Source organism: Pseudomonas sp. Larv2_ips (assembly GCF_963879675.1).
Taxonomy (GTDB): Bacteria; Pseudomonadota; Gammaproteobacteria; order Pseudomonadales; family Pseudomonadaceae; genus Aquipseudomonas.
On the sequence record NZ_CAWOAW010000027.1, the window covers coordinates 439,748 to 459,629 of the forward strand.

At 59.9% G+C, this 19,882-nt stretch carries 18 protein-coding genes and 1 pseudogene; 9 read left to right on the top strand and 10 right to left on the bottom strand.

The window, feature by feature from the left end; genetic code table 11:
- Nucleotides 1-94: 94 nt before the first annotated feature.
- From AACV02_RS18950 to AACV02_RS18960, 3 genes are read right to left on the bottom strand one after another with little or no spacing between them, the layout of a single operon-like run.
- The gene (locus AACV02_RS18950) at nucleotides 95-868 is read right to left on the bottom strand and encodes a MetQ/NlpA family ABC transporter substrate-binding protein (protein ID WP_106576026.1); all 774 of its coding nucleotides are present in this window, start codon (nucleotides 866-868) and stop codon (nucleotides 95-97) included.
- Between the two features lie 50 nt (nucleotides 869-918).
- Entirely contained in the window at nucleotides 919-1,593 is a 675-nt protein-coding gene (locus AACV02_RS18955; RefSeq protein ID WP_106576027.1) for a methionine ABC transporter permease, read from the bottom strand.
- Entirely contained in the window at nucleotides 1,593-2,600 is a 1,008-nt protein-coding gene (locus AACV02_RS18960) for a methionine ABC transporter ATP-binding protein (protein WP_119741316.1), read from the bottom strand. The genes AACV02_RS18955 and AACV02_RS18960 overlap by 1 nt, the downstream gene beginning before the upstream one ends.
- Nucleotides 2,601-2,864: 264 nt before the next feature.
- Here AACV02_RS18960 and katE point away from each other — a divergent pair, with 264 nt between their 5' ends.
- The gene (gene katE / locus AACV02_RS18965; protein WP_119741318.1) at nucleotides 2,865-5,006 is read left to right on the top strand and encodes a catalase HPII; all 2,142 of its coding nucleotides are present in this window, start codon (nucleotides 2,865-2,867) and stop codon (nucleotides 5,004-5,006) included.
- Nucleotides 5,007-5,106: 100 nt separating this feature from the next.
- Here katE and AACV02_RS18970 read toward each other — a convergent pair whose 3' ends face one another.
- Genes AACV02_RS18970 through AACV02_RS18985 form a run of 4 tightly spaced genes read right to left on the bottom strand, consistent with a single transcriptional unit; the run spans nucleotide 5,107 to nucleotide 7,912 of the window.
- Nucleotides 5,107-5,826 (bottom strand): PA5502 family lipoprotein, encoded by a 720-nt coding sequence (locus tag AACV02_RS18970; RefSeq protein ID WP_119741320.1) that lies wholly within the window; start codon nucleotides 5,824-5,826, stop codon nucleotides 5,107-5,109.
- 37 nt (nucleotides 5,827-5,863) lie between these two features.
- Entirely contained in the window at nucleotides 5,864-6,652 is a 789-nt protein-coding gene (gene znuB, locus AACV02_RS18975; protein ID WP_106576031.1) for a zinc ABC transporter permease subunit ZnuB, read from the bottom strand.
- The gene (gene znuC / locus AACV02_RS18980) at nucleotides 6,645-7,430 is read right to left on the bottom strand and encodes a zinc ABC transporter ATP-binding protein ZnuC (RefSeq protein ID WP_119741322.1); all 786 of its coding nucleotides are present in this window, start codon (nucleotides 7,428-7,430) and stop codon (nucleotides 6,645-6,647) included. The genes znuB and znuC overlap by 8 nt, the downstream gene beginning before the upstream one ends.
- Entirely contained in the window at nucleotides 7,430-7,912 is a 483-nt protein-coding gene (locus AACV02_RS18985; protein WP_106576033.1) for a Fur family transcriptional regulator, read from the bottom strand. The genes znuC and AACV02_RS18985 overlap by 1 nt, the downstream gene beginning before the upstream one ends.
- 58 nt (nucleotides 7,913-7,970) lie before the next feature.
- Between AACV02_RS18985 and AACV02_RS18990 the strand changes: the two genes are divergently transcribed.
- Complete coding sequence (locus AACV02_RS18990; RefSeq protein WP_119741324.1) at nucleotides 7,971-8,900, top strand: zinc ABC transporter substrate-binding protein ZnuA; 930 nt, start codon at nucleotides 7,971-7,973, stop codon at nucleotides 8,898-8,900.
- A gap of 142 nt (nucleotides 8,901-9,042) precedes the next feature.
- Here the strand turns inward: AACV02_RS18990 and AACV02_RS18995 are convergent, their stop codons facing one another.
- Together AACV02_RS18995 and AACV02_RS19000 are read right to left on the bottom strand one after the other, a co-directional pair.
- Nucleotides 9,043-9,996, bottom strand: coding sequence for a homoserine kinase (locus AACV02_RS18995; protein WP_106576035.1), 954 nt, complete (start codon nucleotides 9,994-9,996; stop codon nucleotides 9,043-9,045).
- Between the two features lie 56 nt (nucleotides 9,997-10,052).
- Complete coding sequence (locus tag AACV02_RS19000; protein ID WP_119741326.1) at nucleotides 10,053-10,343, bottom strand: DUF2782 domain-containing protein; 291 nt, start codon at nucleotides 10,341-10,343, stop codon at nucleotides 10,053-10,055.
- 74 nt (nucleotides 10,344-10,417) lie between these two features.
- On the opposite strand from AACV02_RS19000, the gene polA reads away from it, so the two are divergent.
- The gene (gene polA, locus AACV02_RS19005; RefSeq protein WP_119741328.1) at nucleotides 10,418-13,213 is read left to right on the top strand and encodes a DNA polymerase I; all 2,796 of its coding nucleotides are present in this window, start codon (nucleotides 10,418-10,420) and stop codon (nucleotides 13,211-13,213) included.
- Between the two features lie 269 nt (nucleotides 13,214-13,482).
- Here polA and yihA read toward each other — a convergent pair whose 3' ends face one another.
- On the bottom strand, nucleotides 13,483-14,124 hold the full coding sequence (yihA, locus tag AACV02_RS19010) for a ribosome biogenesis GTP-binding protein YihA/YsxC (RefSeq protein WP_106576038.1): 642 nt from the start codon (nucleotides 14,122-14,124) through the stop codon (nucleotides 13,483-13,485).
- A 192-nt stretch (nucleotides 14,125-14,316) separates the two neighbouring features.
- On the opposite strand from yihA, the pseudogene AACV02_RS19015 reads away from it, so the two are divergent.
- From AACV02_RS19015 to AACV02_RS19040, 6 genes and pseudogenes are all read left to right on the top strand, one after another.
- A pseudogene (locus tag AACV02_RS19015) lies at nucleotides 14,317-14,618 on the top strand (c-type cytochrome).
- Between the two features lie 33 nt (nucleotides 14,619-14,651).
- Nucleotides 14,652-15,278, top strand: coding sequence for a c-type cytochrome (locus AACV02_RS19020; protein WP_106576039.1), 627 nt, complete (start codon nucleotides 14,652-14,654; stop codon nucleotides 15,276-15,278).
- A gap of 169 nt (nucleotides 15,279-15,447) precedes the next feature.
- Complete coding sequence (locus tag AACV02_RS19025) at nucleotides 15,448-16,086, top strand: thiol:disulfide interchange protein DsbA/DsbL (RefSeq protein WP_119741330.1); 639 nt, start codon at nucleotides 15,448-15,450, stop codon at nucleotides 16,084-16,086.
- A gap of 10 nt (nucleotides 16,087-16,096) precedes the next feature.
- On the top strand, nucleotides 16,097-16,975 hold the full coding sequence (locus AACV02_RS19030; protein WP_119741332.1) for an endonuclease/exonuclease/phosphatase family protein: 879 nt from the start codon (nucleotides 16,097-16,099) through the stop codon (nucleotides 16,973-16,975).
- Nucleotides 16,972-19,017 (top strand): GGDEF domain-containing protein, encoded by a 2,046-nt coding sequence (locus AACV02_RS19035; RefSeq protein WP_119741334.1) that lies wholly within the window; start codon nucleotides 16,972-16,974, stop codon nucleotides 19,015-19,017. The genes AACV02_RS19030 and AACV02_RS19035 overlap by 4 nt, the downstream gene beginning before the upstream one ends.
- Nucleotides 19,018-19,105: 88 nt before the next feature.
- Entirely contained in the window at nucleotides 19,106-19,882 is a 777-nt protein-coding gene (locus tag AACV02_RS19040) for an N-acetylmuramoyl-L-alanine amidase (RefSeq protein WP_119741336.1), read from the top strand.

Sequence of the window (19,882 nt, forward strand, 5' to 3'; positions counted from 1 at the left end):
TTCAGTCGATAAACCCGGTGACTGACACAGCGCTTACGCGAGCAAGCCCGCTCCCCCATTTTTTGATCTTCAGTGTGTTGGAGATCGGGTCAGATCAGAACGCCGGCAGAATCGCGCCTTTGTACTTTTCAAGAATGAACGCTTTCACTTCCGGCGTGTGCAGGGCTGCAACCAGTTTCTTCACGGCGTCCGAGTCTTTGTTGTCTTCGCGGGTCACCAGGATGTTCACGTAAGGCGAGTCGTTGCCTTCGATCACCAGGGCGTCCTTGGATGGGTCCAGTTTGGCTTCCAGGGCGTAGTTGGTGTTGATCAGCGCCAGGTCGACCTGGGTCAGCACGCGCGGCAGTGTGGCGGCTTCCAGTTCGCGGAATTTCAGGTTTTTCGGGTTACCGGAGATGTCCTTGATGGTCGACAGGATGTTGGTCGGGTCCTTCAAGGTGATCAGGTTGTGCTTGGCCAGCAGCAGCAACGCGCGGCCACCGTTGGTGGCGTCGTTCGGGATTACGACATTGGCGCCATCCGGCAGGTCTTCGAGTTTTTTGTACTTGCTGGAGTAGGCGCCCAGGGGCTCCAGGTGCACGGCGCCGACGCTCACCAGGTGAGTGCCCTTGGCCTTGTTGAACTCATCCAGGTACGGCTGGTGCTGGAAGAAGTTGGCGTCCAGGCGCTTTTCAGCCACCTGTACGTTCGGCTGCACGTAGTCGGTGAAAACCTTGACCTGCAGGTCGACGCCTTCTTTGGCGAGCGCGGGCTTCACAAACTCCAGGATTTCCGCGTGCGGCACTGGCGACGCGGCGACCGTGAGGGTCTCGGCAGCGTGGGCGGAAAACGCGGCAACGGCGGCGAAAGCAACCAGTAGTTTTTTCATCCAGCAAGCTCCTTGTTCGGGCATGCGCCGGCGGGGGCCGGCCATGGCCGTTATTTTCGAGAAAAGTGCACCACCAGCTTATCGCCGACGGTTTGCAGAATTTGCACCAGGATCAACAGCATCACCACGGTGACAACCATCACGTCGGTCTGGAAGCGCTGGTAACCAAAGCGGATCGCCAGGTCGCCCAAGCCGCCGGCACCGACTACACCGGCCATGGCCGTGTAGGAAACCAGTGTAATGGCCGTCACCGTAATCGCAGCGAAAATACCGGGGCGGGCTTCGGGCAGCAGTGCATTGATGATGATCTGACGCGTGCTGGCCCCCATGGACTGCGTGGCTTCGATGATGCCGCGGTCCACTTCACGCAGGGCGGTTTCCACCAGGCGCGCGAAGAACGGCGTCGCGCCTACGACCAGTGGCGGAATCGCACCGGCCACGCCCAGCGAGGTGCCGGTGATCAATATGGTGAACGGGATCATCACGATCAGCAGAATGATGAACGGCAGCGAACGCAGGATGTTCACGATCAGCGACAGCAGCGCGTACAGGCCTTTTTGTTCGAACAGTTGGCGCGGGCTGGTAAGAAACAGCAGCACACCCAGTGGCAGGCCGAGCAGGATGGTGAAGAACAGCGAACCGAGCAGCATGGTCATGGTGTCGCCGGTGGCGAGCCAGATCTCGGACCAGTCGATATTGGCGAAGAAACTCAACAGGATTTCCATTAGCGCAGAACCTCCATGTGGACGTCTGCCGCGGTAAAGCGGGCGAAGGCGGCGTCCATGTCTCCACCGGTCACGGCGAGGGTCAGTTGGCCGTAGGGAATGTCTTTGATGCGGTCAATACGACCGGCGAGGATGCTGTAGTCCACGCCTGTTTCGCGGGCGACGGTACCCAGCAGCGGCGCGTAGGTTGCTTCGCCCTGGAACGTCAGGCGCACGATACGGCCTGGTACGTTAGCGAAGTCATCGCGCTGCTCGCCTTCGTCGACCTGCTCGGCTTCTTGCACGAAGCGCTTGGTGGTCGGGTGCTTGGGGTGCAGGAACACATCGGCCACGGAGCCTTGCTCGACGATCACGCCAGCATCCATCACCGCCACTTGGTCGCACACGCGGCGGATCACGTCCATTTCATGGGTGATCAGCACGATGGTCAGCTTCAACTCGCGGTTGATCTCAGCCAGCAGTTGCAGCACCGAGGCGGTGGTTTGCGGGTCGAGGGCGCTGGTGGCTTCGTCGCACAGCAGGATCTTTGGCTTGGTTGCCAGGGCGCGGGCGATGCCGACGCGCTGCTTCTGGCCGCCGGACAACTGCGCCGGGTATTTCTTGGCGTGGTCGGACAGGCCAACACGGGCGAGCAACTCAGCCACGCGCTGGTCGATTTCCTTGCGCGACAGTTCGCCAGCCAGCGTCAGCGGCAGCGCCACGTTGTCGGCGACGGTCTTGGAGGCAAGCAGGTTGAAGTGCTGGAAGATCATCCCGACTTGCTGGCGGAAACGGCGCAGGCCGTTGGCGTCCAAGGCGGTGACTTCTTCGCCGTCGACATTGATCTGGCCACCGCTGGGTTGCTCCAGGCGGTTGATCAGACGCAACAGGGTACTTTTTCCCGCACCGGAGTGGCCAATCAGGCCGAACACCTGGCCGTTTTCGACACGCAGGCTGGTGGGGTGCAGCGCGGGGATTTCCTTACCGGCGACGCGGTAGGTTTTATGGACGTTATGAAACTCGATCACGTAGCGAACCTTGTGGGGCGCATGGAAAAGGGATCAGCGGTTAGCCGGGCGCGCATTTTAGCCTGTCCGTATAGTGTTTCTTAGCATTTATTTCGCATTCAACCAGCGATTTGGCAATAACGCGATCAAAGGTCATAAAAAAGGAACGGTGCAAAACCGTGTCAGTCACTACTTAAGCAACTCAATTTCCCGGGTGCCGTGCCTGGGGGTTTGCTCAAACGAGCCGGGGACCGCTCTGGCCAATTTGATAAGGAGTTTTGACTGATGAGTACCAAGAAGCCAGCTACCCCGCCGAAGAGTGAACTCGCGGGCACCGACACCCTGGACCGTGGCAACACCAACGCCAAGCTGCAGGCCCTGGAAGAGTTCCGTTCCGACGCAACCGGCCAGGCGCTGCGCACCAATCAAGGCGTAAAGATTTCTGACAACCAGAACACCCTGAAAGTCGGCGCCCGTGGCCCATCGCTGCTGGAAGACTTCATCATGCGTGAAAAAATCACGCACTTTGACCATGAGCGTATCCCGGAGCGCATCGTGCATGCTCGCGGTACTGGCGCCCACGGCTACTTCCAGACGTATGAAAACCATTCGGCGCTGAGCAAGGCCGGTTTCCTGCGCAACCCCGAGCATAAAACGCCGGTGTTTGTGCGTTTCTCCACCGTGCAGGGCCCGCGCGGCTCGGGCGACACGGTGCGTGACGTGCGCGGTTTTGCGGTGAAGTTCTTCACCGACGAAGGTAACTTCGACCTGGTGGGCAACAACATGCCGGTGTTCTTCATTCAGGACGCGATCAAGTTTCCCGACTTTGTGCACGCGGTCAAACCTGAGCCGCATAACGAGATTCCTACCGGCGGTTCTGCCCACGACACGTTCTGGGATTTCGTCTCGCTGCAGCCAGAATCGGCGCACATGGTGCTGTGGGCCATGTCCGACCGTGCCATCCCCAAAAGCCTGCGCGCCATGCAGGGCTTTGGCATTCACACCTTCCGCTTGATCAATACCGAAGGTAAGTCGAGCTTTGTGAAGTTCCACTGGCATCCAAAAGTGGGCACCTGCTCGCTGGTGTGGGACGAAGCGCAAAAGCTTGCCGGTAAAGATACCGATTACCACCGTCGCGACCTGTGGGAAGCGATCGAGAGCGGCGACTACCCTGAGTGGGAATTGGGCGTGCAAATCGTTGCGGAAGAAGACGAGCACAAGTTCGACTTCGACCTGCTCGACCCGACCAAGATCATCCCTGAAGAGCTGGTGCCGATTACGCCGCTGGGCAAGATGGTGCTTAACCGTAACCCGGATAACTTCTTCGCTGAGGTTGAACAGGTCGCTTTTTGCCCAGGCCATATTGTGCCGGGTATCGACTTCACCAACGACCCGCTGCTGCAAGGCCGTCTGTTTTCCTACACGGATACGCAGATCAGCCGTCTCGGTGGCCCGAACTTTCATGAGCTGCCGATCAATCGGCCGGTCACGCCGTTCCATAACGGCCAGCGTGACGCTCAGCATCGCACTGTGATCGACAAAGGCCGCGCTGCCTACGAGCCGAACTCGATTGATGGCGGCTGGCCGAAAGAAACGCCACCGGCTGCGCAGGATGGCGGTTTCGAGACCTATTACGAACGTGTCGACGCCAATAAAGTGCGTGAGCGCAGCGAGTCGTTTGGCGATCACTTCTCACAAGCCACGCTGTTTTTCCACAGCATGAGCCACCACGAGAAAGAGCACATCATCGCGGCGTACAGCTTCGAGTTGGGCAAGGTGGAGCGTGAGTTTATCCGCGCCCGTCAGGTCAACGAGATTCTGGCCAATATCGACCTGGAGCTGGCCAAGCGCGTAGCACAGAACCTCGGTTTGCCAGCGCCAACCAAAGGCACCGTGCCACCGCGTGAATCGTCGCTCAAAGAGTCGCCGGCGTTGAGCCAGGTGAACCTGCTGTCGGGCGATATCAAAACGCGCAAAGTCGCGATCCTCGCGGCTAACGGTGTGGACGGCGCGGCAATTGCTGCGTTGAAGAAAGCGCTGGAGGCTGAGGGCGCGCACGCCAAGTTGCTGGGGCCGACTTCGGCGCCGGTGACCACCGCCGATGGCAAGAGCCTGAAGGTGGATGCGTCGATGGAAGGCATGCCGTCGGTTGCCTTTGACGCGGTGTTTGTGCCGGGCGGCGCCAAGTCGGTGCAGGCATTGAGCGGCGATGGGGTGGCGTTGCACTTCCTGCTGGAGGCGTACAAGCACCTGAAGGCGATCACGGTTGCCAATGATGCCAAGCCGTTGCTGGATCTGCTGAAGCTTGAGGTGGATGCGGGGCTGATCGTGGGGTCGGATGCGAAAGCGTTCAAGGCGTTCTTCGCCGCGATTGCACAGCACCGGGTTTGGGATCGTGAGCCGAAGGCCAAGGCGATTCCGGCTTAATTCATTGGTTGTGTGTTAGACAGCTATCGCGGGCGAGCCCGCTCCCACAGTTGAAGTGTGAATACACTCAACTAGGGGAGCGGGCTTGCCTGCGATGCTTTTATTGCGCCTTGCGCGGAATCAGCACTACCTGCGCCGGAATGTGTTTCACAATCTGCCGGTGTATCTTCAGGTCATACCCCGAATCAATTCGCTTCACCCGTTTGGTCAGCAATGTGGCCAGCCATGGGTAGTCCTGCGTGCGCGGCGCCTGAATGGTCACGTCACACTGGTAATTCACCACGTCGGTGGCGATCGCGTCCAATTGATGGCGAAGTTCTTCGATATCGACGAGGTTCAGCGCCACTGTGGTGCTTTCAGCGGCCGGGTCGATGACCTTGGCGGGCGGCTTGGCTTCAGCGGCTTTCAAGGCGGCTTCGGCTTTATCCAGCTCGGCTTTGCGCGCATGGCTGATGGCGCTGTTGACGCCACCGGTGAGCGCCGGGGCCTTGGGCATCAGCGCACGGGCACGGCTCAGGGCCGTGGCGGCGGCGTTGACATCGCCTTTTTGCAGCACAATCTGGCTGCGCTGCAGGTAGGCTTCGGCCAATTGACGCTGGTAAGGCTCAAGGGCCGGGTCGTTGGGCGACTGGGCCTGTAACGCGGCCAGTTCGTCTTCGGCGGTGGCAAGCTCACTGCTGGCCAGGTTTTGCTCCAGCTGCGCGATGGCCGCAGCGCGTGCGTCCGGTACCTCGGGGGCGGCGGGCGGCGTACTTTGACAGGCGCCCAGCAGCAGGGAAAATGCGGCAAGGAGCAGATAACGGGCGTTGAACAGCTTCATTCCTGCGACTCTCTATTTGCGCAAAAAGCGAGCAAGTCTACACCCCTCGACGGGGCAGGACAAAACTCAGCAGAAAGAGGGCGGCCGCCGTGACGACAATCGACGGGCCGGCTGGCGTGTCCTTGAACCACGACAGCGCCAGGCCCCCGCACACTGCAAGCATGCCCAACAGGCTGGCGCCGACGGCCATTTGCTCGGGTGAGCGCGCATGGCGTTGGGCGGCGGCTGCGGGAATGATCAGCAGCGAGGTGATCAACAATACGCCGACAATCTTCATCGCGACAGCAATCACCACCGCGATCAACAGCATCAGGGTCATGCGCAGCGCCGGCACGGGCAAACCTTCCACCGTGGCCAGTTCTTCATGCACGGTGATTGCCAGCAGTGGGCGCCACAGGGCCACCAGCAAGAGCAGCACCGCAGCGCTGCCACCGAGTATCCACGCAAGGTCTGTAGGGCTGATCGCCAGCAGGTCGCCGAACAGGTAGGCCATCAAGTCGATGCGCACTTCATGCATAAAGCTCAGCACCACCAGGCCCAGGGACAGCGTGCTCGGCGCCAGGATTCCCAGCAGTGTGTCGGAGGCCAGCGGTTGGCGCTGTTGCAGGGTCACCAGCAGCACGGCCAGCAGCAGGCAGCCCACGGTGACGGCGATGGTCGGGCTCACGTCCAGCAAAAAGCCCATGGCCACGCCCAACAGCGCGGCATGCGACAACGTGTCGCCAAAATAGGCCATGCGCCGCCACACCACAAACGAGCCCAACGGGCCCGCCACCAGCGCCAGAGCCAAGCCTGCCAGCAGGGCGTAGAGCAGAAAATCAGCCATGCTTGCAGCTATCTCCATGAACGTGTGTATGAGGGGTGGCGGGGTCGTCAACCACGGCGCCGTGCAAATCATGGGCGTGGTCGTGATGGTGGTGGTAGATCGCCAGGCTCGGGGCATTTTTGCCGAACAACTCGACAAACGCCGGGTCGCTACTGACTTGTTCCGGGTGGCCGGAGCAGCAAACGTGGCGGTTGAGGCATACCACCTGATCGGTGGTGCTCATGACCAGGTGCAGGTCGTGGGAGACCATCAATACGCCGCAGCCGTGGCGGTCACGCAGGCGGGTAATCAGGCTGTACAGCTCGGCCTGGCCGGCAACGTCAACGCCTTGCACGGGTTCATCGAGCACCAGCAGTTCAGGCTCGCGCAGCAAGGCGCGGGCCAGCAGCACGCGCTGCATTTCGCCGCCGGAGATGCTTTGCACCGGGCTGTCGATCACCTGTTCGGCACCGACTTCCTTGAGCGCAGCCTGCGCGCGGGTGCGGTCTACACCGGGCACCAGGCGCAAAAAACGCAGCACGGACAGCGGCAGTGTCGGGTCGACGTGCAATTTTTGCGGCATGTAACCGACGCGCAGCTTGGGCTTGCGCCATACGCTGCCACTGTCCGGCTTCAATAAACCGAGTACTGCGCGCACCAGCGTAGTCTTGCCGGCGCCATTGGGGCCGATCAGCGTGACGATCTGGCCCGGCTCGACGCTCAGCGCGATGTTATCCAGCACGTTTTGCCCGGCGAACGTGACACCGACCCCTTCGAGGCGGATTAACGCAGTGCTCATCAAGCCCCCTGGCAACCCGAGCAGAGCCCGACCACTTCGACCGTTTGCCCTTCTACCCTGAAGCCGACATCGGCCGAGCTTTTGATGATGGCGTCGCTGATGCTTTTTTGTTCAAGCTCGATGGCGGCATGGCACTCGCGGCAAATCAGGAACTGGCCCTGATGCGCGTGTTCCGGGTGGTTGCAGCCAACAAAGGCATTGAGCGAGGCGATGCGGTGCACCAGGCCGTTTTCCAGCAGGAAATCCAGCGCGCGGTACACCGTCGGCGGCGCGGCGCGGCGGCCGTCCTGCTCGCTGAGCACGCCAAGAATGTCGTAGGCGCCCAGCGGCTTGTGGCTTTGCCACACCAGTTCCAGCACCCGGCGACGCAGCGCGGTCAGGCGCAGGCCCTTCTGTGCGCACAGGGTATCGGCCTCCGACAGCGCGGTGTGCACGCAGTGAGAGTGGTCGTGGGGGCGGCTGGCAATGGGTGTTTTAGGCATGAGCGGCGACAGACATTTGATAGAGACGTTATTATGTTACCCGTTCCTACGTCATTGAGTGGTCATCGTGTCCCGACTTTTTCCCGTTTTTGTCGTATTTGTCACCAGTTTGTTCATTGCTGGGGCCGCTCAGGCCGAGGTCAAGGTACTGACGAGCATCAAGCCGTTGCAGTTGATTGCCGCGGCTGTGCAGGACGGTGTGGCCATTCCCGAGGTGTTGTTGCCGCCCGGGGCATCTCCGCACAACTACGCCTTGCGTCCATCCGACGTACGGCGCGTGCAGTCGGTGGACCTGCTTTATTGGATCGGCCCGGACATGGAAAGCTTTCTGCCACGCGTGCTTAAAGGCCGAAGCCTGCCGACCGTGGCGGTGCAGGATCTTGCGGGGATGAAATTGCGGCGTTTCGCCGAAGATAGTCACTCGCACGCCGATGATGCAGATGAACATGACCATGATCACCGCCCAGGCAGCCTGGATGCGCACTTGTGGTTGTCGACGGTCAATGCTCGGGTGATTGCGGCGCGCATGGCGGCTGATCTGAGCGCTGCCGACCCGGCCAATGCTGCGCGTTACCAGAGCAACGTGCAGGCATTCGATGAGCGTCTGGATGCGTTGGATGCCCGTTTGAAAGCGCGCTTGGCGAGTGTGGGCGACAAACCTTACTTCGTGTTCCACGAGGCCTTTGATTATTTCGAAGACGCTTACGGGCTAAAGCACACTGGTGTGTTCAGCGTGGCCGCCGAAGTGCAGCCAGGCGCCCAGCACGTGGCAGCAATGCGTACACGGCTGCAGGAAGTCGGCAAGACCTGTGTATTCAGCGAACCGCCGTTGCGTCCGCGATTGGCTGAGACGTTGGTGGCTGGGTTGCCGGTGAAGTTGGCGGAATTGGATGCATTGGGTGGTTACACCCCGGCCACGGCGCAGGGTTACGAGCAGGTATTGGAGAAATTGGGGAATGACCTGGCTGGGTGCCTGGAGTCGTTGTAATAGCCGACACAGAACCACTGTGGGAGCGGGCATGTGTGGGAGCGGGCTTGCTCGCGAATGGGAGTGTCAGTCAATACCTCTGTTACTGATCCACCGCATTCGCGAGCAAGCCCGCTCCCACAATTTCTGACCACGTGCAGCTTTAGAGCGCGAACGGCAGGTGGACGCTGACTTGCTGGCGCTGCGCCAGCCGGTGCTCGAACTCCGCAGGGTCATGAATCAACACGTCCTGCCCGGCAAATGACTCCGCCGCGATCAGGCGTGACAGCCAGAAGCGCACACACGCTACCCGCAGCATCGTTGGCCACAACTCCGCTTCCTTGGCCGTGAACGGCCGCAGGCCCGCGTAGGCACCTAGCAGCGCACGGGCGCGTTGCCCATCAATCACGCCGTCGGCGTCCGAACACCAGTCATTCAAGGCGATCGCCACGTCGTACAGCATCGGGCCTGAGCAAGCGTTGTAAAAGTCGATCAGCCCGGTCAGGTGCGTGCCTTCGAACATCGCATTATCGCGGAACAGATCGGCGTGAACGTTGGCGCGTGGCAGTGCGAGGATTTGAGCCTTGTGGGCTTCGATCTCGCTCAGCGCCTCTTTCAGCAGGCGCTGCTGCGCGTCGTTAAGGTGCGAAATCAGCTGCGCACCCTCGGTGAGCATCCAGTCCAGCCCTCGATCGGTCTTGCGCTCCAGCACTTTCTCGCCTTGAGTGGCCAGGTGCAAATGGCCGAGCAGGTCGCCAACCTGGGCGCAATGCTGTGCGTTGGCTTCCTTGATGTGTTTGCCGGCCAGACGGGGTTGCAGCAGCGCCGGTTTGCCCTTCAATTCGCGCAAGGCCACGCCGTCGGTGGTGCGCAGCGCATAGGGTACGGGCAAGTCAGCGTCATGGAGCACGTCGAGCAGTTCGATGAAAAACGGCATTTCTGCGACTGGGCCGCGCTCAACCAGGGTCAGGACGAATTCGCCCTGTTCCAGGCTGATGAAGAAGTTGGTGTTTTCGCTACCGGCGGCAATCCCCTGGAAATCAAGCAGGCGGCCGAGCCCGTAAGGGGCGAGAAAGGTTTCCAGCTCGGGCCGAGCCAGCGGGGTGAACACAGACATGGTTAAAACTGCCAGTACGGGCGCCGCGAGGGGCGGCGCCAATTTAAGTTAAGAAATCATTTCCATTCGAAGATCTTCCATGACGGGATCAGCATATCCGGCTGGTCAGAACGGATGAAGTTTGCATCGGATCCGTCCGCGCGCACCAGGAAATACGGCGGCGCGCCCTTCACGGTGACCTTGATCGCGTACAGGAAACCGTTTTGGCGGTACTCCTGGATGGTTCTGTCACCTTCGGTACGGATCGTGACTTCCGGGTCTCCCGAGGGTGCGCTGTCAGCTGCCGTGGCGGCCAGCGGCAAGAACGCAATCAAGCCGGTCAACAACAGGCGATTTACTGTACGCATGATAACCTTGTCCCTTTGTCGTCATTGGTCCGGCTATTCTAGCGCCTGACCCGCCGAAAAGGTTGATCCTGCTCATGAGCCAAGCCCCCCTCGTCCTGGTGGACGGTTCTTCTTATCTGTACCGCGCCTTTCACGCGCTGCCACCGCTGACCACCTCCAAAGGCCTGCCAACCGGTGCGGTCAAGGGCGTGTTGAACATGCTCAAAAGCCTGCGCAGGCAGTACCCGGACAGCCCGTTCGCCGTTGTGTTCGACGCCAAGGGTGGGACCTTCCGCGATGAGATGTTCGCCGAATACAAGGCCAACCGCCCGAGCATGCCCGATGACATGCGCCTGCAAATCGAGCCGCTGCACCAAAGCGTCATCGCGCTGGGCTTCCCGCTGCTGTGCGTCGAAGGCGTCGAGGCTGATGACGTCATCGGCACTTTGGCCCGCAGCAGTGCGGCGGCAGACCGCCCGGTGGTGATTTCTACTGGCGACAAGGACATGGCGCAGTTGGTCGACGGGCACATTACCTTGGTCAACACCATGACCGGTAGCGCGATGGACATTGAGGGCGTAAAGGAGAAATTCGGTGTCGCTCCCGAGCAGATCATCGATTACCTGGCGCTGATGGGCGATTCGTCCGACAACATCCCGGGCGTTCCGGGCATTGGCCCGAAGACCGCGTCCGGCTTGCTCGTAGGCGTGAATGGCGGCCTCAAAGAGCTTTATGAACAGCTGGATATCGTGCCGACCCTGCCGATTCGTGGGGCCAAGAATCTGCCGGCCAAGCTGGAAGAGCACAAGGAGATGGCGTTTCTGTCCTATCAACTGGCGACGATCAAAATCGACGTACCGCTGGATGTAGGCCTGGAAGATCTGCACCTGATCGAGCCTGACCGCGAAAAGCTGCTGGAGCTGTACACGCTGCTGGAGTTCAAGAGCTGGATTGATGAGATTCAGCGCGACGCCAAGCGTGTCGAGCTGAAGGCCTCGACCGAGGCGGCGCCGTCTGCCGAAGCCGTTGTTGAGGTGGTAGCGGCCGCGCCGGTGGAGGCGTCCTACACGACCATCCTGGACCAGGCGACATTCGATAGCTGGCTGAAGAAACTCAACGACGCCAAGCTGTTCGCATTCGATACCGAAACCACCGGGATCGACGCGCAAAAAGCGCAGTTGGTCGGTGTTTCCTTCGCCGTGCAGCCCCATGAAGCCGCCTACATCCCGTTGACCCATTCCTACGTCGGTGCGCCCGAACAGTTGGATCGCGACACGGTTCTGTTGGCGTTGAAGCCTCTGCTCGAAGACCCGACCAAACTCAAGGTCGGCCAGCACGCCAAGTTCGACATGAACATCCTGGCCAATTGCGCCATCGGTGGTGACCCCGCGCACGGCATCACCGTGCGCGGCATCGCCTTCGACACCATGCTTGAATCCTACGTGTTGAATTCCACCGCAACCCGGCACGACATGGACAGCCTGGCCAAGAAGTATCTGGACTACGACACTGTCAGCTTCCAGGACATCGCCGGCAGAGGCGCCAAGCAACTGACATTCGACCAGATCGCGCTTGAGCAGGCTGGCCCGTACGCGGCTGAAGATGCGGATATAACGCTGCGCCTGCACCAGGCGTTGCATGCACAGCTGGCAGCCATACCGAGCCTGGCCAGTGTGCTGACGGATATCGAAATCCCATTGGTGCCGGTGCTGGCGCGTATCGAGCGCCAGGGCGCGTTTGTGGACAAGGAACTGCTGGGCATCCAGAGCATCGAGCTGGGTAACAAGATGGTTGAGCTGGAGCGCCAGGCGTTCGAGATCGCCGGTGAAGAATTCAACCTGGGTTCGCCCAAGCAGCTCGGGGCGATTCTCTACGAAAAGCTCGGCTTGCCGGTGCTGAAAAAGACGGGCAAGGGGCAGGCGTCCACGGCCGAGGAAGTGCTGGCCAAGTTGGCCGAAGACGATTTCCTGCTGCCAAAAGTGCTGATGCAGTATCGCAGCATGAGTAAGCTGAAAAGCACCTACACCGATCGGCTGCCCGAGCAGATCAACCCGCGTACCGGACGTATTCACACCTCTTATCATCAGGCTGTGGCGGCGACTGGACGCTTGTCTTCGAGCGATCCGAACCTGCAGAACATTCCGGTGCGAACCGCTGAAGGGCGGCGAATTCGCCAGGCGTTTGTCGCGCCCAAGGGCTACAAGCTGCTGGCGGCGGACTATTCGCAGATCGAGCTGCGGATCATGGCGCACTTGTCCAAGGACGAGGGCTTGATGAACGCGTTCCGTAACGATTTGGACGTGCACACCGCTACAGCGGCTGAGGTGTTCAAGGTTGAGTTGGCTGAGGTCAGTTCCAACCAGCGTCGCAGTGCCAAGGCGATCAACTTTGGCCTGATCTACGGCATGGGCGCGCAGAAGCTGGGCAAGGATATCGGCGTCGATACCAAGACCGCCAAGGCGTATATCGACGTGTATTTCGCGCGCTACCCTGGCGTTCGCGAGTACATGGAGCGCACGCGGGCCCAAGCGGCCGACCAAGGCTATGTAGAAACCTTCTTCGGGCGTCGGCTGTACTTGCCGGATATCAATTCCAACAAGCCTCAGGAGCGCGCGGCGGCCGAGCGCACGGCCATCAACGCGCCGATGCAGGGCACCGCGGCTGACATCATCAAGAAGGCCATGGTGTTGGTGGATAACTGGCTGACCGAGTCGGGCCTGGATGCCAAGGTCATCCTGCAAGTGCACGATGAACTGGTGCTTGAGGTGCGCGAGGACTTGGTTGCGCAAGTCAGCGAGAAGATCCGCGAGCACATGAGCGCAGCGGCCAAGCTGGATGTACCGTTGGTCGTGGACGTAGGCGTGGGCGATAACTGGGACGAGGCGCACTGATTTCGCGGCTCTGCCACTGCCGGGGGTGGTGGCAGAGCGCTTTAGATCGGAAAGCGGTGTCAGTTATTTCCAATAGTTTTTTTAAGCTGCCGGAACTTAACCTGTGAACTGCTACTCAGAGTTACTGAATGGGTGGTGAAGCCCTTCAATGCTCCTATGTTGTGTTAAGTGTTGGCAGATATCTGGACCCCGCCCTAGCGGTCCGGAACTTGGACCCCGAACTTCCCCTCCCCATACGAAGTCCGGGGTTTTTTTTGCCCGCAGAAAAGTTATTCCGCGACTTCAGCGCCCTTGTCCGCCAATTCCATCCAACCGGCCAACACCGTGTAGGCGTCTTCCAGGCCCATGCGCTTGGGCGCCGAGAACAGCTGGATGGTGATTGCATCACCCCAACCCTTACGGATGTCGGACTGCACTTTGAGCAGGGTGTTCTTGGCTGCTCCGTAGGTCAGCTTGTCTGCCTTGGTCAGCAGGATATGCATCGGCATGCCGCTGGCGACGGCCCAATCGAGCATCAGCAGGTCGAAGTCGGTCATTGGATGACGGATGTCCATCATCAAAATCAAACCCTTCAAACTCTCCCGGCCACCCAGGTAAGCCTCCAGGTGACGCTGCCAGTGCAGCTTCAACGGAATAGGTACTTTTGCGTAACCGTAGCCCGGCAGGTCGACCAGACGCCGATCATCGTCTAGCTTGAAGAAATTGAGAAGTTGCGTGCGGCCCGGGGTTTTCGAGGTGCGTGCCAGGCTGGCGTGGGTCAGGGTGTTCAGCGCGCTGGACTTGCCGGCGTTGGAACGACCGGCAAAGGCGACTTCAAAGCCTTCGTCATCGGGGCATTGGTCTACTTTGGCGGCGCTGAGCATGAACGTGGACTGTTGGCACAGGCCGAGGATGGGATTCTTGAGTTGCATGAGATTTCCGATGTGGGCGGTGCCGAAAAAGGGTGCGGCAAGCGGTGTCGTTTCCGTTTCAGTAGCGCCAGTATATAATGCCGCAGATTTTGTGTGTGCTTTGTCCCAGCGAAGGATGAGGTTCACGGGAGCGAAAGACCTTCATTGCGCATTAGAACGCAAAACGCTCTCAAACCCTGAAAAGGTCGATGTATGACCCGACGGTTGCTCGCTTTTGGTGTCCTGATTCCGCTTTACGGCGCTCAGGCTACACAGGATCCGGAGGCGGTGTACAACCGAGTTTGCGTAGCTTGCCATGCCGGCCAGCTGCCTAATGCCCCTAAACGGGGTGACCAGGCAGCCTGGCAGCCAAGACTGGCCAAGGGGATGGACACGTTGGTGCAACACGTAACCAGGGTTTCAAGGCGATGCCGCCGCGTGGTTTGTGCATGGACTGCAGTACTGAGGATTACCAGGCCATCATTGAATTGATGGTGAGTAAACCCGGTAGATAACTCTTAAACCCTTAGCCGTAGTTGGATTAGCTGATGAACAAACTGATCGTGAGTCTGCTGTTGACCTTGGGCATCACCGGTGTTGCCCATGCTGCAGGCGACGCTACAGCGGGTCAGGCGAAAGCCGCCGTGTGTGGTGCTTGCCATGGACCGGATGGCAATAGCCCGGCACCAAACTTCCCCAAACTCGCCGGCCAGGGTGAACGTTACCTGACCAAGCAGATGCACGACATCAAGGACGGCAAGCGCACGGTGCTGGAAATGACCGGCCTGCTGACCAACCTCAGTGATCAAGACCTGGCGGACATCGCGGCGTATTTTGCCAGCCAGAAAGGCAGTGTGGGAGCTGCCGATCCGAAACTGGTGGAAAAAGGCCAAGCGTTGTTCCGCGGTGGCAAGCTCGCCGAAGACCAGCCTATCGGCGGCATGCCGGCGTGCAAGGCTTGCCATATTCCGGACGGCGGCGGTGTCGCAGCGGCGGGCTTCCCTCACCTGAGTGGTCAACATGCTCAGTACACGGCCAAGCAATTGAAGGATTTTCGCGAGAAGGTTCGCTATATCGATGGCGACGCGGGTAACAAAATGATGACTGATATTGCGGCCAAGCTTTCGGATAAAGACATCGAAGCGCTGTCCAGCTACATCCAAGGCCTGCACTGATCCGGGCAGGACGTTAACGCTCGATTAATCCGTCGATGCAAGCATAAAAAGGGTGGCTTAGGCCGCCCTTTTTTGTGGCCGGTGCCGTTACACTAACGAACTCATGCCCGCGTAGACCTGTCACACCTAAAGGTCGCGTGAGGCGACTTTATTTGTCCAGGAGTAAAGCATGCGTAATCTGATCCTCAGCGCCGCTCTCGTCACTGCCAGCCTCTTCGGCATGACCGCACAAGCTGCCGATAATGTGCCGCTTGAAGCCGGTAAAACCTACGTTGAATTGGCCAACCCGGTGCCGGTTTCGGTGCCAGGCAAGATCGAAGTCGTGGAACTGTTCTGGTATGGCTGCCCGCATTGCTATGCTTTTGAGCCGGTCATCAATCCGTGGGTCGAGAAGCTGCCTGAGGATGTGAATTTCAAACGCGTCCCAGCGTTGTTCGGCGGCCCATGGGATGCTCATGGTCAACTCTTCATCACGCTGGACACCATGGGTGTAGAGCACAAAGTGCACGCAGCGGTGTTCAATGCCATTCAGAAAGAAGGCAAGCGCCTGGTCAAACCTGAAGACATGGCTGATTTCGTCGCCACTCAGGGCGTCGATAAAACCAAATTCCTTGAAACGTTCAACTCGTTCGCTGTGAAGGGCAAGATGGCCCAATACAAAGAGCTCGCCCAGAAGTACGGCGTACAAGGCGTACCTACGCTGATCGTCAACGGTAAATACCGTTTCGACATCGGCAGTGCTGGTGGCGAAGAGCAAGCGCTGAACGTTGCCGACCAACTGATCGCCAAAGAGCGCGCAGCCAAGTAAGGGGCCTACCATGCGCCGCTGGGGTACTGAACGTGTCGTTGGCCTGCATGATGCGAAGGTCAACGAGCATCACCTGGAATCCACAGGCCTTCCGGCAGATAGCCGCTTGCGCTTGCTCAGCTTCAATATTCAGGTGGGCATCAGCACTGAAAAGTATCGGCACTACCTCACCCGTGGCTGGCAGCATTTGCTGCCCCACAATGGGCGTGCCGTTAACCTGCAAAAAATCGGCAACCTGCTGAACGACTTCGATTTGGTCGCCCTGCAGGAAGCTGACGGCGGCAGCATACGCTCCGGCTACATCAACCAGGTGGAACACCTGGCGCAGCTCGGTGCGTTCCCGTACTGGTATCAGCAACTCAACCGCAACCTCGGGCGTCTGGCGCAGCATAGCAATGGCGTGCTCAGCCGCTTGAAGCCGACTGCCATCGAAGATCACCCCTTGCCAGGCCCCAAAGGGCGCGGGGCGATCCTCGTGCGTTTCGGCGAAGGCCCCGAAGCCTTGGTGGTGGTGATGATGCACCTGGCACTCGGGGGGCGTACGCGCAACCTGCAGCTCGCTTATATTCGTGAATTAATTGGCAACTACAAGCACCAGGTACTGATGGGTGACATGAATACCCATGCCAACGACCTGCTGCAGAATTCCCCCTTGAGGGACCTCGGGTTGCTGGCGCCGCAAGTCGAAGCCACGTTCCCCAGTTGGCGCCCGCAACGCTGTCTCGACCACATCCTGCTCAGTCCGACACTCACACTCGAAAGTGTTCAAGTACTGGCGCAGCCCATCTCCGATCACCTGCCCGTCGCGGTAGAGATTCGTCTGCCGGGTTCGCTTACGGCTGATGCATTACCCGCGTTGAGCCCAGGCCCTCGCGGACCCCTTGCATGAGCGACGACGCCCAGCGCTGGAAAGAGAAATACCTGAAAAGCGTCGAGCAGCAAGACAAGCTCGAACGTCGCTGGGCTGCCCGCCTCGACTTGTTACGTCGAGGCCTGGTGCGCAGCACGCTGGCGGCTGAGGGCACCGATCGCGCGGTTGACCAATGCATGAAAGAGATGCGCGACGTCGTGCGTACCGACGACATGGACGCCGCCCTCGCAGCCCTGCTGCCGCGCCTGGAAAAGGCCGTGCTGGATTCAGAACAGCGCCGCGAAACCCGGGTCGACCAGATCAGCACTGCGCTCACGGCCCTGGTCGCGCAGTTGCAAAAGCTGCCGCTGCCGCGTGAAGTCGCGCGCCCGCTGAAAACCTTTGCCAAGCAACTGGAGGGGCGAGTCGGCCAGGCACGCGAGATTCCATTGTTGCTCAGCGAGCTGAGCAGCCTGCAAGGGCAGGCGCTGAATAACCTGGATTCGGATGGCGAAACCCCGCGCCCTGGACCGGGTCTGCTGCAACGTCTGTTTGGCGCGAAAGAGGGTTCAAATGAAGCGCCGGTGGTTGAAGCTACACCAGCGCCGGCTGCGCCAAAATCCACGGCGCCCAAGCTCGCCCCTGAGCCTCAGGAACCGGACCAATCCGAAGAACTGACCCAAGCCTTGCGCGCCTTTGCGCCACTGCCGAAAACGCCGGCAGCGTCACAACCCGAACACGTTGTGCCTGTCAAAGTGGCGGAGGTTGCCGGCGAAACCTTTGCCTTCGAGGCACCGGCTGCAGAGGGGCCTGTCGAGGTGCCTGAACCTGAAGCGGTGGAGGTGCTGATAGAAGAAACCGCCCCAGAAAGCGCACTTGCTGCCTTTATCGAAGAGGCGCAGGTCGAGCTCGACACTCCAAACGAAACCGCCATTGGCAGCTTGTCGCTCCCGCCTGTGCTGGAAGGTCTGGAGCCTGACCCGGATGCGTTGGAATCGGATGGCGTCTACGCACTGCCCGACTCGCCCGAACCTTCGTACAGCTCGGTTGCCAAGCACATCGAAGACACCTTGCTTGGCCTGTTGGAAGACCTGTCACTGCCCGAGCGTCACCGTCCCCAGGCTGAGGCCATGCGCGAACGCCTGGCTCATGGCTTGAACTGGTACGAACTGCTGCCGATTCTCGATGACTTGGCGGTGTTGATGCTGGCGATCACCGACAGTGGCCAGCACGAGTTCGAGGCTTACCTCAAACAGCTCAATGAGCGCCTCGAAGCGTTCCAGGGCCATCTGCAAGTAGCCAGTGATGGTCACGCTGACAGCCGCTCGGCCGCGCGCGAGCTGGACACGCAGATTCGTGAACAAGTCGACGGCCTGCAAAGCAGCGTGCAGGAGGCAGCCGACCTTGACAGCCTCAAGCAGGTGCTAGAGAGCCACCTTGAAGGCCTGCTCGGCACCATGGATCAACATCAGCAGCAGCGTGATCAGCGAGAGCAGGAAGTGGCGGCGCGCCTCAAGGGGCTGGCTGAACGGGTGGCGAATATGGAGCAGGAAGCCCAAGGGTATCGCGAGCATCTGGAAGTCCAGCGCCAGAAGGCGTTGATCGATCCGCTCACCGGCCTGCCCAACCGGGCAGCCTGGAGCGAGCGTCTGGACCACGAAGTCAACGCCTGGCACCAGCGCGGCAACAGCCTGTCGCTGGCCATGCTGGACCTTGATCACTTCAAGCGCGTCAACGACGGCTACGGACACTTGGCGGGCGACAAAGTGTTGAAGATCATCGCCAATGTGTTGCGCAAGTGCCTGCGCCCGACTGACTTTATCGCGCGGTTTGGCGGTGAAGAGTTTGTATTGCTGATGCCTGACTCCGCTTTGTCGGATGCCTTGGGCGTGGGTGAGGTGTTGCGCGCGGCTATCGAGGCCTGCCCTTTCCATTTCAAGGGCGAACCGGTGACGATAACGGTGTCCATGGGTGTGGCGCAGTTCCAGCCGGGTGAGCGCAGTGACTTGGCGCTAAAGCGTGCCGACGAAGCGCTCTATCGAGCGAAGGCGGCGGGACGTAATCAGGTGCAGGCGGCGTAAAAGATGTTCCATTTTGTAATTTGACCGCTCAGGCACAATCCGTACGTTACACTGTTGCATTATCGTCTTCAGCGTAATGTCTTCTGCCATGAAATCCTTTTACCTTGCCTTCGTATTGCTCCTGCTCGCCGGCTGCGCGAGCGGCCCTCGCCTGGACACCAACCATCCTTCGCTCAATCACGACAATCGTGTGCAGTTCGTTGTCGTCCATTACACCTCCACCAACCTTGAACGCTCCCTGGCGCTATTGACGCATGGCCAGGTCAGCAGTCATTACCTGATCGGCGACGATGCTTCAGGCACCATCTATAAGCTGGTGGATGAGAGCCAACGCGCCTGGCACGCCGGAGAAAGCGAGTGGATGGGCCGTACGTGGCTCAACTCCAGCTCCATTGGTATCGAGATCGTCAACCCGGGTTATCGCGACACACCGACTGGCCGCGTCTGGTACCCGTATTCCGAGGCGCAGGTGCAGTCGTTGGTGGTGTTGCTCAAGGACATCAGCAAGCGTAATGGCATCGACCCCAAGAACATCATTGGTCATAGCGATATCGCGCCGTTGCGCAAGCTCGATCCGGGCCCGTTGTTCCCGTGGAAGCGCTTGGCAGCTGAGGGGCTGGGAGCTTGGCCGAATGCGCAGGCCGTCGCTCGATTCCAGATGCAGTACGCCGCTAACCTGCCGAGCATCACCTGGTTCCAGGAAGAGTTGGCGCGGTTGGGCTATCAGACACCACAGACCGGCGAGCTGGATGTTGCCACGCGGCATGTGATCGCGGCGTTCCAGATGCATTTCCGGCCATCGCTGTTTGATGGCACGCCGGATGCAGAAAGCGCTGCGATCCTGCGCGCACTGAATCGGAGTTAG